Below are 12,647 nucleotides of genomic sequence, written 5' to 3'. Positions count from 1 at the left end.
GCGAGGAGACCGTCATGACGCCGAACCCGAACTCACCGCTCGCCGGGTGCCCCGACGCCGTGCGCGCCTACATGAGCCTGACCGCCGGCGACGACCACGCGTCCGCGATCGTGAGCTTCACCGGTGCCGCGCACGTCACCGACGACGGGCGCGACTACCACGGGACGTCCGAGATCAGGGCTTGGCTCGATCGCGCCGCGAGCGAGTACACCTACACCGCCACCCCGCTGTCGGTGCGCACGGACGACACGACCGGCGAGACCACCGTGACCTGCCGGTTGCGCGGGACGTTCCCCGGCAGTCCCGTCGATCTGGACTATCGCTTCCGTCTCGGCGACACGGACCGGATCTCCCGCCTGGAGATCACGTCAGCGCGTGGAGCAGCGGGATGACGTGCCGGCGAGGAGATTGTCGAGCGGGCGGGGGACGCGGGCCGCGTCGAGGGCGAGGACCAGGGCGCGGGCGTACTGTGCCTTGCGGCCGCTGGTCGTGCCCATGAAGCGGTGCAGTTGCCGCTCCACCGGACGTCCGCGTTGCGCGGGCTGGTTCTGGAAGAGGCGGAACTTGTCCAGGTCCTTCTCGGCGGCCAGCACCCGCTCGACGCCCGCGGGCCCGAGCGCGCGGATCAGCTCGTCCTCGAGGTCCGCCACGCACACGTGGAAACCGAGCGCCTCCATCGCGGCCCGCCCCAGGCCGGCCCCGAACCCGGCCTGCTCCAGCCCCCGCCGGAAATAGGGCTCCTCCGCCTCGTCGCACAGGCCTCGTACGCTGACGTCCAGCCCCTGCACGCCGAGGATCCGCAGGTAGCGGGCGACGCCCATCGCGCCTCCCATCGGCAGGACGCACACCCCCTCGCCGGGCAGATCACGGCCGCGCCGCGCAGCGAGCGCCTCCACCGCGCTCTGGTCACTGACCCCTTCGACGAGCACGACCGCCGCGAGACCGTCACCGGTCAGCTCGCGCGCCACCTCGGCGGCCGCCGGGGCGTCCACTCCGCCGGCCACCCACCCGCGGACGGCGTCCCGGAAACGCTCCAGCTCTCGCACGGATCGATTCTCGCAGTGACGGCTCCTGGCCGTCATCCCGATTACCCGCGCGGAAACGTGTGGACGGCCAGTTTCGCCGGCCCGACCCGAAGCTCACCGTCGTCGAGCGGCACGCACCGCACTCCCCCGCGACCACGGAGCGCACGGAACGCACCGGGAGCGAGAACCGCGTCCATCCACGCACACGGATTGGCCGGCCGATACGCCTGGAACCGTATCTCGCCGTCCCCCGAGTCCAGCCCGAACAGCGCCCCGCCGAACGGGAGCCCGTGCCGCCACCCGGAGGCCAGCTCGTCCACCGGAAACCCCCGCAGCACGATGTTGCGGCGCGTGAGCAGCGGATCGGGCGGCGCGTCCAGCTCCAGCCGCCGGGCCAGATCCTCCACCGCCTCGGCCGATATCACCGTGACCGCCGCATGCCGGTGCGCACGCTGGTTGAAGAACCGGTCCCCCACGATCCCGAGCCCCGCCCGCACGACGACACGCTCCCGCCCGACCGGCTCCGGATCGGCCCGCGCCCCGTCCGCGGGCCGCCCCTCGTAAGCGTGCACCGGCGAGACGTGCAAAGCCACGATCTCCACCGCCCAGGACCCGCCGACACGGCCACTCACAGCCCCGACCCTACCGAGACACGCCCCACGGTCAACGGGCCCGCCGGTACGGGTTCAAGCGCCGAGACGCTCCGGGCCATCCGAACAGCCGCCGGACGTCCGCGGAAAGCTCCGAACGTTGATCATGGGACACGTCCGGTCAGCTCAGGATGGCGGAAAGGCCCGAGGCCAGGCGTTCGTAGTCCTTCTCGCGGTTGTAGAGCTGGGCGGAGAGGCGCAGGAGGCCCGCGCCGGGCCAGGGGCGGATGGCGGTGCGGGTGTTCAGGCGGCGGTAGATCTCGGTGGAGAGGGTGAGGCTTTCCTCGTAGGTGGTGGCCATGCCTTCGGGGAGGCGGAGGACGCGCATGGACAGTTCGGGGTCGGCGCGCCAGGGGGTGAGCATGGGGAGGTCGGCGAGGATCTCCTGGGCGCGGGCGGCGAGGCGGGCGTTGCGGGTGCGGACGTGGCGGGCGCCGAGGTCGGTGAGCAGGCGGATGCCGTAAGGGGCGGTGAGCCAGGGGGTGTGGTCGCGGGTGCCCTGGATCTCCAGGGAGCGGGGGAAGCCGTCGCCGAGGTAGAAGGACGGGACCAGGGGGACCACGCGGTCGCGCCAGGCGGGGCTCACGGCCAGGACGGCGGCGGAGTGGGGGGTGAAGAGCCACTTGTGGAGGTTGCCGGTGTAGAAGTCGGCGCCGACGCGGGTGAGGTCGAGGTCGAGCATGCCGGGGGCGTGGGCGCCGTCCACGACGGTGGTCACGCCGGCGGCGGCGAACTCGCGGCACATGTGCTCGACGGGGAGGAGGCGGGCGGTGGGTGAGGTGATGTGGTCGAAGACGGCGACCTTGGTGCGGACGGTGACCGCGCTCAGGAACGCCTGGGCCGCGTCCTCGCCCGACCATTCGCCGTCGGCCCGACCGGGGAGGGTGATCGTGACCACCTCGGCGCCGGTGCGGGCCGCGGCGTGGCGGACGGCGATGTCCACGGCGCCGTAGGCGTGATCGCAGAGGAGGATCTGGTCGCCCGGGCTCAGCGGGATCGAGTGCAGGGCCACCGCTATGCCCTCGGTGACGTTGGAGACGAACGCGGTGCCGTCCGGGTCGCCGCCCAGGAACTCGGCCACCTCGGTCCTGGCCTTGGCGACGCGGTCCGGCAGGGTCGCGAAGAACAGGTCGGGGTTGCGCTCGGCCTCACGGCGCAACTCCTCATGCCGCTCACGGACGCGATGCGGCACGGCGCCGAAGGAGCCGTGGTTGAGGTGCGCGATCGACGGGTCCAGGTTGAAGTCCTCGATGTCCACTCACGGACCTTAACCCGGCGGCCCCGGGTCAGTAGGTGAAGGGTTGGCGGCGGACGCTGTTGTCGAAGTTGGAGAGCAGCAGCTCGGGCTCACCGGTCGCACGGACGCCGGGGAGGCGGGTGAAGAGCTCACGGAACATGATCTTGATTTCCTGCCGGGCCAGGTTGGCGCCCAGGCAGAAGTGGGGACCCGGGCCGCCGAAGCCCACGTGCGGGTTGGGAGCGCGGGTGATGTCGTAGCGATCGGGGTCGGGGAAGACGTCCTCGTCGCGGTTGGCGGAGCCGTAGAAGAGGACGACCTTGTCGCCGGGGCTCAGGGAGGTGCCTCTGAGGTCGTACGGCTGGGTGACGGTGCGGCGGAACTGCATGATCGGGGAGACGATCCGCACGGTCTCCTCGATGGCACCGGCGATGTGGGTGTCGAAGTCGTGCACGAGGCGGTCGCGGGCGTCGGGTGTGTCGGTGATGAGTTTGAGCCCGTGCGCCATGGTGTTGCGGGCCGTCTCGTTGCCCGCCACCAGCAGGAGGGTGAAGAAGGAGCCCAGCTCCTTGGGGGTCAGCCGTTCGCCGTCCACGTTGGCGTTCACCAGGGCGGAGACCAGGTCGCCCGCGGGCTCCTTCGCACGTTCGCGGCCCAGCTTGATGACGAGGCGCTGGAGGGCGAACAGGGCCGCCATGTTGCGGCCCGCCATGGCCACGGTCCTCGGGAGACTCATGCGCACCCCGGTGTATGCGGTGGAGACGTCCACGTGCCGGTGCACCTTGGCGCGGATGGCGTCGGGCACGCCGACCATGTCGCAGATGACGTGGATGGGAAGCCTGGCGGCCACCTGGGTGACGAAGTCCCCCGGCCCCTCGGCGATGACGTCGTCCACGATGCGGGCCGCGGCCCTCTCGATGTCGTCGTCCAGCTTGGCGAGCATCTTCGGGGAGAAGGCACGGGAGACGATGCGGCGCAGGCGCGCGTGCCGGGGGTCGTCGAGGTTCACCATCGAGTCGCCGAACACGTGCTTCACCCAGCCCGGGGGCTCGGGATTGGTCACGGCGGGCTCGCTGGAGAAGACCTTGGCGTTCCGGCTGGCCTCCACCACGTCCGCGTGCCGCACCAGGGCGTGGAAGCCCTTGCCCGAGCGCAGCAGGGGGACCCGGCGTTCGGGGAAGAACACGAGGTGGTCCAGCTTCCTCAGCCGGGCGAAGTCGCGTTCACGTTCACGCGGCGGCCTGTTCCAGAACGCCAGATCCGCCAGGTCGATACCGGTCTCAACCGCCGTTGTCACGACCCCCATCCTGGCACGTCCGGGTGGGCTCAGCGGTACGGCTGCCAGCGGGTCGTCAGGTCGCCTGAGCGGAAGGTCTCCATGCGGTGTTGCCATTGGGGGCGGACGGTGGGGTGGCTGCGGAGGATGGGCAGGACGCTGGTGACCAGTTTGAGTTCGCGGAGTCGGCGGAAGACGGGGAAGCCGGGCCAGCGGGTGATGTCCACGCCGTAACGGGTGGCCAGGGGGGTGTGGTCGTCGTCGGGGTAGTCCAGGCGGAGCCGGCCTACGGCGACCGGGGTGAGGTCCCATTCGCGGGGGCCTGTGGCGGTGCTGTCGAAGTCGCACAGCACGGGGCCGCGGAGGGTGGGGATCAGGTTGCCGGTGAAGGCGTCGCCGTGGATGACGCCCCTCGGGAGGTCGTAGTGGAGGGCCGACATGGCTTCCTCCACCTCGTCGCAGGTCGTGAGGAGGAAGTCGCGGTCGGCGTCGTCCAGGTCCTCGGGTTCGGCGAGGCGCTGGCGGATCTCGTCCATGGGGCGCCACTCGGGCAGGTCCCGCGGGGGGTCGGGAAGGGTGTGCAGGCGTTTCAACAGGTCGGCCAGGCCGGCGCCGTCGGGGCGCGGGCCGTCCGCCGGGACCTCCTCCCACAGGGTGGCGGCCTGGCCGGACAGCCACAGGGGCTGGACGACGCCGGCCAGCAGGCGGACGGCGGGGTAGTCGTGCCCGGCCAGCCAGTGGGCGACGCGGACGACGTTGTCGACGCGGGCGCGGGCCGCGGTGGAGCCGGCGATGCGGACCACCACGGGGGCGGTGCGCAGGCGGAAGACGGCGTTGTTGGTGAACTTGATGAGCTCGGCCCCTGCCGGGTCGAGTGCCGCCTCCGCGCACACCGCGCCCAGCACGGCTCGCAGCGCGTCGCGGGTGAGTCCGCCGGAGGGGTCTACCGTGGTGAGGCTCATACGGCCCGCAGGTCCGCGATGCGCCGCCGCAGTTCCCGCGCGTCGGTGCGGGTGCCGAGTGCGGCGGCGGCCTTGTCCAGGGGGGACAGGCGGTCCAGGGCTCTGGCCGAGCGGACCCGGGCGGTCAGGGTCACGGCCTCGTGGCCGTCGCGCAGCCCGCCCTCGATGTCGCCCAGGCGTAACCGCACGGTGGCGAGCGCGATGAGCTCGAACACCTTGCTGCGGGCCATGTCCTGGTCGCGGCCGGCCACGCTGCGCAGCAGCAGTTCGGCGGCCGGGGCCAGGTGGCGTTCGTGGGCGTCGGCGAGTCCGGCGTGGCACATGCCGCCGGCGGCGTCCAGGTCGGCCTCGCCGAAGAAGCGCACCCAGGCGGGCGCGGCGGGGCGGTCACTGCGGGCGAACTCGTCCTCGGCGCGGCGGATGGACTTCAGCGCCAGGCGCTCGTCGCCGAGCAGGGCGTACGCCCACGCCTCGTTGGCGCACAGCAGCGCGACGGTCAGCTCGCAACTGGCGTCCTGGGCGCAGATCTGGCCGAGCTGGAAGAACCGCAGGGCGTCCCCGATGCGGTGGCGGTGCAGGTGGACGCGGCCGAGGCGGTACAGCACGTTGGCGGCGAGCGACGGGTCGCCGGCGTATTTGGCCTGTTCCAGCGCGCGGGTGAAGTGGCGGCAGGCGTCGTCGTACAGGCCGGTGTCGAAGGACGTCCACCCCGCGAGGTTGTGCTGGTCGGCGAGGGCGCGGTGCAGCCGGTGGCGCACCTGCTCGCTGCAGTCGGCGCGCAGGAGGTTCTGCGACCAGGCGAGCTGCGCGACCACCGCGTCCCGGCAGGCGCCGCCGCCGTAGCGGTAGTCGAGGGCGCGCAGGGCCTCGGTGACGGTCTCCACCTGTTCCACCTCGGCCTCGCCGATCCTCAGGGGCACGGGCGTGCCGGTGCGGGCCAGCGGCCGGGACCAGTCGCCGGTCTCCGGGGTGACGGCGCCGATGGTCACCTGCGCGGCGTGGGCGAGGAGGCGGCGCACCCGTTCGTCGTCGTCGGCGTCGGGGTCGCCCTCGGGCCCGGCGAAACTCGGCCCGTCGTCGTAGGCGAGGCCCATGTACCCGCGGGGCACGCCGAGGCCGTCCGCGATGCGCACCAGGACGTCGTACGCCATCACCTGACGACCGTTCAAAATCTCCGATATCTCCGATTGGGACTGACCGGTGAGCGCGGCGAGTCGGCGCTGGGACACGCCGCTGTGCTGGAGCAAGAGGTAAACCGTGGCCACGTCACGCTCGGCGAGCGCGCGCCGCATCGCGGGGCGTTCCCAGATGGTGAAGCTGATGGCCTGCTCGTTCACATGGGTGACGTTCATGCCGACCTCGCAACGGTCAAGTCAGGGGAAGGACTCCAGATAACCAGGCCGTACGGCGCCTCGCGGTGTTTTCGGGCCGACCGATCGGTGAAGCCGATCGGTCCTGCCGATCGCCGCGTATCCGTCTTCGGTATCGGTGTCACGGCTTACCCGCACGGGTCGGTGTATCTCACCATCGGAAGCAACCTGCCGGAGGATCACCGCGCCTTCCTCCGCCGGCCCACCCTGTCCGGGCGACCCAGGGAGTGACAGCTCATGCGCGGCGAGGAGCCCGCCCCCCACCAGCCTGTTCAGCACGCCCGGTTCCGGGGACGCCTGCGCGAGGCCGCGGCCCGCCTGCGGGACGCCGTCCAGGTCACCGACGCCCACCGGCACCGTGAGGCCGCCCACCCCGAGTGGCCGGTGCGGCACCGGGGCACGTTCCGCGTGCTGGTCACCCGGCTGCGGGCGGGGACGGCCTCGCGCGCCGCGCGCGCGGCCGTCCGCGAGGCGCTGGCCGGCACGGGTGTCACCGAGGAGGGTGCCGGGGAGGCGGAACTCATCGTCGCCGAGCTGGCCGCCAACGCCGAACGGCACGCGCCCGGGCCGTACGAGCTGCGCGTGCACTATCTGAGCGGCATCCCGATGTGGTGCGAGGTGGTGGACGGCGGCACGGAGCCGGGCGCGGTGGCGGGGCTGCTGGCCCGCCTGCACGCGGCGGGCGAGCCGGACGGGCTCGACCTGCTCGACGAGGGCGGCCGGGGGCTGCTCCTGGCGCACCTGCTGTCGGGGGGACGCTGCGTCGCGTATCCCACCACGCTGTCCACGGGAGGCGCCGGGCAGGCGGTCGCGTTCGCCCTCCCCGGGGCGACGACCCCCGCCTGACGCCTCCCACGCCGGCCGTCTGACAGGAGCCCGCCCCCCGGGCTGACGCCGACGTTCAGGTACCCGACGCGGGGACTTCATGCTGTCGTGGGGCAGGTGTCCGGATCGGCGGAGACCATCCGGAGTATGAGTGCCTCGCGTGCGCCCCGCCTGCTCGCCGCCGCGACCCTGGCGATCGTGCCCTGCCTGCCGATCCTCCCCTCCCCCGCCTCGGCGGCCGCCTGCGCCGGCCCCGTGCTCGCCGTCGCCGCCCCGTACGCCACGGTGGACGGGCGGTCGCGCGCCGGGTCGGTGACGCTGTACCGGGGTTCGAAGTCGGTGGCGACCCTGACGCAGGGCTCCTCCGGGATCCCTGACACCCCCGAACGGGGCGATTCGTTCGGCTCGGCCGTGACGACCGGGGACTTCGACGGCGACGGGTGCGCCGACCTGGCGATCGGCGCCTCGGAGGAGTTCGCGGGCACGCCGGTGCCCGACGGCGCGGACGGCAACGGCGTGGTGCACCTGCTGCGTGGCACGCCGCGGGGGCTGAAGCCGTACGGCACGCTGGACGTCACCCACCTGAAGCTGTCCCGGGGCACCGACCGGTTCGGGGCGGCGCTCGCGGCGGGCGACCTGGACGGGGACGGGGACGACGAGCTGGTCGTGGGCATGCCGGGCCTGGAGGGGGGCGGGGGCGTCGCGCTGTTCGGCATGCGGGGCCGCGAGCCGGACGGCACGGGGAGCCTCGTCACGCAGCGGACCCGCTGGGTCGGGCAGGACCCCGCCGAGACCGACCAGTTCGGTGGCGCCGTCGCGGCCGGGGACTTCGACGGGGACGGCGACGACGAGGTGGCGATCGGTGCCCCCGGGGACGACGTGGGCGAGAAGATGGGCGCCGGGTCGTTCACCATCGCCGACCCGCGGGCACGGCAGTCCGGTGTCTACACCCAGAACTCCCCCGGCATGCCGGGGGACTCGGAGAAGTGGGACGGCCTCGGGACCACGCTCGCCGTGGGTGACTTCAACCGGGACGGGCGGGACGACCTGGCGGCGGGGGTGCCCGGGGAGGGCCTGGACGCCTACCAGGACGGCCCGATGTACGGCGACGGCGCGGTGCATGTGCTGTACGGGCGCGGCGGGGGGCTCACCGCGATCGGCAGCGAGTTCTGGTCACGCAAGAGCAAGGGCGTCGCCGGGCGCAACCGGCCCACCGACCGGCTCGGCTCGGCCCTCGCCGCCGGCGACCTCAACGGCGACGGCGACGCCGAGCTCGCCATCGGCCTCCCCGGCGGCAACGCGGTACTGGTCCTCGCCGGGACCCGCACCGGGGGCCTGACCGCCAACCACAACGTGACCGTCCACGGCCGCAAGGGACACCCCGGCGACGCGTACGGCACGTCGGTGGCCGTCACCCCGTCCGGCCTGGTGGTGGGGGCCCCCGGCGCGGGCCGCGTCACCCTGGTCCCGTCCGTCGTCCGCAAGGGCTCCTCCACCGGCCTGCGTCCCGCCGGCGCCACCGTCCTGTCCGGTCCCGCGGGCGCCCTGTTCGGCTACGCCGTCACCCGGTAGGGCTGCGGCCACCCGGGTGACTCCCCCCGGCCGCCACGCCGGCGTCCCGCGTGAGAAAGGCGCCCGGCCCCTTACGCGGGAGATGAAGGGGCCGGGCGCCGGGGTGGGTGGCTCAGGTGAGGACGCGTTCGCCGGCCGGGACGGTGAAGGAGGCGGCGGTCCTGGCGGGGGCGCCCTTCTTGCTGATGTAGTTCAGGGTGCGGAAGTCGGCCTTCAGGGCCGTGGGGGTCACGGCGCACATGATGTAGCCGCGGCGTTCGTTGACGAACTTCAGGTGGGGGTTCTCCGCGCGCAGGGTGGCGTCCCTGGCGGGGTCGTGGTAGCCGTCGCCGTCGCTGGAGACGGAGGTGGCGACCAGTTCCACGCCTACGCGGGGGGAGTCGGGGTCGTCGAAGTCCAGGAGCAGGTCGGAGGCGGAGCCCACGTGGGCGTCGCCGGTCAGGACCACCGGGTTGGCGGCGGCCGAGGTGGAGAGGGTGGTGAGGAGGCGGTCGCGTTCGGCGGGGTAGCCGTCCCAGGCGTCCACGCTGATCTGGCGGCCGGGGCCGAGGTGGTAGTCGCGCTGGCCGACGATGATCTGCTGCGCGATGAGGTTCCAGGCGGCGTCGGAGCCGTGCAGGCCCTGTTCCAGCCACTCGCGCTGGCTCTTGCCGAGCAGGACGCGTTCCTGGCCCAGCCGTTCGTCGCAACCGGAGCGCATGCCGTCGCCGCAGGGCTGGTCGTCGCGGAACTGGCGGGTGTCGAGCATGTGGAACGTCGCCAGCGGGCCCCATGTCACGCGGCGGTTGAGCTTGATGCGGGTGCCGCGCGCGACCGACGAGCGGCGCAGGGGCATGTTCTCGTAGTACGCCTGGAAGCCGGCGGCCTTGCGGGCGTCGAACGCGGGCACCGGCGTGCCGGGGTTGCCGCCCGCCCAGTTGTTCTCCACCTCGTGGTCGTCGAACACCACCAGCCACGGGCTGCCCTGGTGGGCGAGCTGCAGGTCGGGGTCGGTCTTGTACTGCGCGTGCCGCAGCCGGTAGTCGGCGAGGGTCTGCAGCTTGCCGCCCACGTGCCGCCGTACGTTGCCCTGCGCGGCGGTGTACACGCCGCCGGAGTACTCGTAGATGTAGTCCCCGAGGTGCACCACCAGGTCCGGCTCCTGCTCGGCCATGCGGCGGTACGCGGTGTAGTAGCCGTGCTCGAACTGCGCGCAGGACACCGCGGCGAACGTGAACGGGCTGACGGCGTCCGGCGCGGTGCGGGTGCGGCCCACCTGCGACACGTGGCCGTTGGCGCGGAACCGGTAGAAGTACTCCCGGCCCGGTTCCAGCCCTTCGGCCTCGACGTGCACGGTGTGCGCGGACCCGTAACGGGCGGTCTCCTCGCCCGAGCGCGTCACGCGGCGGAACCGTTCGTCCTCGGCGATCTGCCACTCCACCGTCACGTCCCTGGCCGGCATGCCGCCGTGCCCGTCGGGCGTCAGCGGGTCCGGCGCCAGGCGGGTCCACAACACGACCCCGTCCGGCGCGGGGTCTCCCGAGGCGATGCCCAGCGTGAACGGGTCCGCCGCGGCGCGGGCGGGGCGGACGGCCGGGAGGGGGGCCTGCCGCGCGGCGGACGCGGCGGCGGACGAGGAGAGGACGAGGCCGCCGGCCCCCGTGGCGGCGGCGGCGAGGAACACTCTGCGTGAGGGGTTCTGCTCCACGTCCCCAAGTGCAGACGGTCCGCTTGACCTGCGGGCGAGTGGGTGATGTCGGCCGCGTGAACACCTGCGGCACAGAAGCGCGGGTTACCCACCGTATTTGAATCCCGGCCGAAGGGACGGCGACGAGTTGCGGCACACCTGGCGAAATCCAGGCGCCCGCACCGTCAGCTCACCTTCTTGTGGCTGTAGGCGTAGCTCGCCCCCATGACGCCGACCACGGCGAGCACGATCTGGATGATCAGCTCGATCCAGTCGATGCCCCGTGTCGTCGCGACCCCGAGCCCGGCGGCGATGGCGGTGCCGATCAGTGCGGCGATGATGCCGATCACGATGGTAAGCCAGATCGGGATCGCCTGGCGGCCTGGGATGAGCAGGCGCGCGAGCGCGCCGATCACCAACCCGACGATGATGGCGCTGATGATTCCGGTGACTTCCATCGTGTCCCCCTCGCCTCACTATTGTCTGGCGTATGCCCGCGAGTACGGCAAACGAGACATATGCGCAGGTCAGCGGAAGGGAATGTCAGCGGGACGGGCGGTCGAGCACGGCCTCCAGGTCGGCGCGCAGCGCGCCGGCGTCGCGGAAGTGCACCGCCGCCATGCCGGCCCGTTCCGCGCCCTCGACGTTGGCGAGCCGGTCGTCCACGAAGACCACCTCACCGGGACCGCAGCCGAGCTCGTCGGCCACCCGCAGGTAGATCTCCGTGTCGGGTTTCACCAGCCCGAGCCGCGCACTGTAGAAGCGGGCCGGCATCGTGCGGATCCAGGGCAGCCGCTCGACGCCCTCGGCCACGCACATGGGCGCGTTGGACAGCAGCGCCACCGCGCGGCCGTCGGCCGCCAGTTCCTCCATGACGGCCACGCTGTCCGGGTTCGCGTGGCTCCAGCTCCGCACGTCCAGTTCCACCAGCCGCGCGGCCTCGGCCTCGGCGGCGCGGCGGCCGAGCACCAGCGACCAGTACTGCCGCGGCGTCAGCGTGCCGCGGTCGAACTCCAGCCGGTGCCGCCAGTAGCCCTCCCAGAACGCGCCCGCGTCGATGCCGGCGGCCTCGGCCAGCCGGGTGCGGTCCTCCTCGGGCTGGGCGTGGCACAGAACTTCCCCGTAGTCGAACAGCACCCATTTCATGATCGCGATATTACCCGGCCGGGATCAGGCGCGCAGGAACGGCTTCAGGTGCTCGTTGAGCGCCCCGCAGCCGAGGTAGTTGCGCACGGTGTGGAAGTCGGCCCAGTCGATGTTGACCTGCTGGTCCAGCGCGACGCCGTCGAACTGGCCCCGCAGCGCACCGGGGATGGCGGCGATGTCGTCCTTGTCGGAGATGTTCACCCAGCGGCGCACCCCCGGCGGGCGGCCGCCCCGCCCCTTCACCGGCAGCGGCTGGAGCCGGTCGAACACCACCTGGCGCATGCCGAGCGGGCTGCCGAGCGTCACGAAAAGCTCCACCGACAGCTCCGGGTGGGCGCACAGCGCCTCGTACGCCACCACACTGCCGAGGGAATGCGCGATCAGCACCTCCGGCCGGTGCCGCCGCACCGCGTCCGCCACCACGTCGCGGGCCCGCACCCGCGCGGCGGCCCGGCCGCCGGCGAAGTACGCCGCGACCTCGGGGCAGAAGTTCTCGGCGAACTCCTTGGCGTGCGGCCCGAGCCTCAGCATCAGCCACCCGGTGAACCGGTGGATCAGCCCGGTCAGCGTCTCCCCCGCCACCGACCTCGCGCCGCCGAGCTGCTTCATCCAGTCGGCCAGCACGAGCTGGGACGCGGGGTCCATCTTGCGCAGGTCGCTCTTGGTCGCCGCGGGCACCTGGTCGCGCAGCAGGTGGGCGTAGTAGGCCACCTCCCCGACGTAGGAACGGCCGTCGTAGGGGGCGCCGCCGGTCAGGCCGGCGTGCAGGTAGCGGTCCCATTTGCCGCGCATGACGTCCGCCGCCCCGGCGGCGGTGCCTGCCGCCTCGAAGTAGCGGTACTTGCCGATGCCGTGCACTCCAACGATCGTCGCCACCGCGCGGCCTCCCGGGGGAAACTCCGCCCGGGCAGGGCGGAG

The 12,647-nt window shown here is 72.7% G+C and carries 13 protein-coding genes; 3 read left to right on the top strand and 10 right to left on the bottom strand.

Annotation, left to right across the window (positions count from 1 at the left end; genetic code table 11):
* The first annotated feature begins 14 nt into the window (after positions 1 to 14).
* Positions 15 to 392, top strand: a complete 378-nt coding sequence (locus ABGB17_RS00755; RefSeq protein ID WP_347625697.1) for a hypothetical protein — start codon at positions 15 to 17, stop codon at positions 390 to 392.
* On the opposite strand, the gene ABGB17_RS00750 is transcribed toward ABGB17_RS00755, so the two are convergent.
* The 6 genes from ABGB17_RS00750 to ABGB17_RS00725 form a co-directional block, all read right to left on the bottom strand.
* Positions 369 to 1,046 (bottom strand): TOPRIM nucleotidyl transferase/hydrolase domain-containing protein, encoded by a 678-nt coding sequence (locus tag ABGB17_RS00750; RefSeq protein WP_347625696.1) that lies wholly within the window; start codon positions 1,044 to 1,046, stop codon positions 369 to 371. The genes ABGB17_RS00755 and ABGB17_RS00750 overlap by 24 nt on opposite strands.
* Before the next feature lie 41 nt (positions 1,047 to 1,087).
* A complete protein-coding gene (locus tag ABGB17_RS00745; RefSeq protein ID WP_347625695.1) occupies positions 1,088 to 1,657 on the bottom strand; it encodes an MOSC domain-containing protein in 570 nt (189 codons plus the stop codon).
* A gap of 139 nt (positions 1,658 to 1,796) precedes the next feature.
* Entirely contained in the window at positions 1,797 to 2,933 is a 1,137-nt protein-coding gene (locus ABGB17_RS00740) for an aminotransferase class V-fold PLP-dependent enzyme (RefSeq protein ID WP_347625694.1), read from the bottom strand.
* A gap of 28 nt (positions 2,934 to 2,961) precedes the next feature.
* Complete coding sequence (locus ABGB17_RS00735) at positions 2,962 to 4,218, bottom strand: cytochrome P450 (protein WP_347625693.1); 1,257 nt, start codon at positions 4,216 to 4,218, stop codon at positions 2,962 to 2,964.
* Positions 4,219 to 4,238: 20 nt separating this feature from the next.
* Positions 4,239 to 5,150 carry an aminoglycoside phosphotransferase family protein gene (locus ABGB17_RS00730; protein WP_347625692.1) on the bottom strand — a complete coding sequence of 304 codons (912 nt, stop codon included), beginning with the start codon at positions 5,148 to 5,150 and terminating at the stop codon, positions 4,239 to 4,241.
* A complete protein-coding gene (locus ABGB17_RS00725; RefSeq protein ID WP_347625691.1) occupies positions 5,147 to 6,502 on the bottom strand; it encodes a helix-turn-helix transcriptional regulator in 1,356 nt (451 codons plus the stop codon). Before ABGB17_RS00725 ends, ABGB17_RS00730 begins: the two co-directional genes overlap by 4 nt.
* A gap of 255 nt (positions 6,503 to 6,757) precedes the next feature.
* Here ABGB17_RS00725 and ABGB17_RS00720 point away from each other — a divergent pair, with 255 nt between their 5' ends.
* Both ABGB17_RS00720 and ABGB17_RS00715 read left to right on the top strand, forming a co-directional pair.
* Positions 6,758 to 7,366 carry an ATP-binding protein gene (locus ABGB17_RS00720; protein WP_347625690.1) on the top strand — a complete coding sequence of 203 codons (609 nt, stop codon included), beginning with the start codon at positions 6,758 to 6,760 and terminating at the stop codon, positions 7,364 to 7,366.
* Between the two features lie 126 nt (positions 7,367 to 7,492).
* On the top strand, positions 7,493 to 8,917 hold the full coding sequence (locus ABGB17_RS00715) for an FG-GAP repeat protein (protein ID WP_347625689.1): 1,425 nt from the start codon (positions 7,493 to 7,495) through the stop codon (positions 8,915 to 8,917).
* Between the two features lie 112 nt (positions 8,918 to 9,029).
* On the opposite strand, the gene ABGB17_RS00710 is transcribed toward ABGB17_RS00715, so the two are convergent.
* From ABGB17_RS00710 to ABGB17_RS00695, 4 genes are all read right to left on the bottom strand, one after another.
* Complete coding sequence (locus tag ABGB17_RS00710) at positions 9,030 to 10,604, bottom strand: alkaline phosphatase D family protein (RefSeq protein ID WP_347625688.1); 1,575 nt, start codon at positions 10,602 to 10,604, stop codon at positions 9,030 to 9,032.
* Positions 10,605 to 10,768: 164 nt separating this feature from the next.
* Positions 10,769 to 11,041, bottom strand: a complete 273-nt coding sequence (locus ABGB17_RS00705) for a GlsB/YeaQ/YmgE family stress response membrane protein (RefSeq protein WP_347625687.1) — start codon at positions 11,039 to 11,041, stop codon at positions 10,769 to 10,771.
* An 85-nt stretch (positions 11,042 to 11,126) separates the two neighbouring features.
* Positions 11,127 to 11,729, bottom strand: coding sequence for an HAD family phosphatase (locus tag ABGB17_RS00700; protein WP_347625686.1), 603 nt, complete (start codon positions 11,727 to 11,729; stop codon positions 11,127 to 11,129).
* A 24-nt stretch (positions 11,730 to 11,753) separates the two neighbouring features.
* Complete coding sequence (locus ABGB17_RS00695; RefSeq protein WP_347625685.1) at positions 11,754 to 12,605, bottom strand: hypothetical protein; 852 nt, start codon at positions 12,603 to 12,605, stop codon at positions 11,754 to 11,756.
* Between the last annotated feature and the right edge of the window lie 42 nt (positions 12,606 to 12,647).

The organism is Sphaerisporangium sp. B11E5 (assembly GCF_039871875.1).
Taxonomy (GTDB): domain Bacteria; phylum Actinomycetota; class Actinomycetes; order Streptosporangiales; family Streptosporangiaceae; genus Sphaerisporangium.
Note: the sequence above shows the minus strand (reverse complement) of the source record. Positions and strands in the feature narration are given on the sequence as shown.

What these genes read in the sequence shown, in the direction of transcription:
- ABGB17_RS00755 (WP_347625697.1), top strand. Translation starts at nt 15, where the DNA reads ATGACGCCGAACCCGAACTCACCGCTCGCCGGGTGCCCCGACGCCGTG.
- ABGB17_RS00735 (WP_347625693.1), bottom strand. Translation starts at nt 4,218, where the DNA reads ATGGGGGTCGTGACAACGGCGGTTGAGACCGGTATCGACCTGGCGGAT.
- ABGB17_RS00730 (WP_347625692.1), bottom strand. Translation starts at nt 5,150, where the DNA reads ATGAGCCTCACCACGGTAGACCCCTCCGGCGGACTCACCCGCGACGCG.
- ABGB17_RS00725 (WP_347625691.1), bottom strand. Translation starts at nt 6,502, where the DNA reads ATGAACGTCACCCATGTGAACGAGCAGGCCATCAGCTTCACCATCTGG.
- ABGB17_RS00720 (WP_347625690.1), top strand. Translation starts at nt 6,758, where the DNA reads ATGCGCGGCGAGGAGCCCGCCCCCCACCAGCCTGTTCAGCACGCCCGG.
- ABGB17_RS00715 (WP_347625689.1), top strand. Translation starts at nt 7,493, where the DNA reads ATGAGTGCCTCGCGTGCGCCCCGCCTGCTCGCCGCCGCGACCCTGGCG.
- ABGB17_RS00705 (WP_347625687.1), bottom strand. Translation starts at nt 11,041, where the DNA reads ATGGAAGTCACCGGAATCATCAGCGCCATCATCGTCGGGTTGGTGATC.
- ABGB17_RS00700 (WP_347625686.1), bottom strand. Translation starts at nt 11,729, where the DNA reads ATGAAATGGGTGCTGTTCGACTACGGGGAAGTTCTGTGCCACGCCCAG.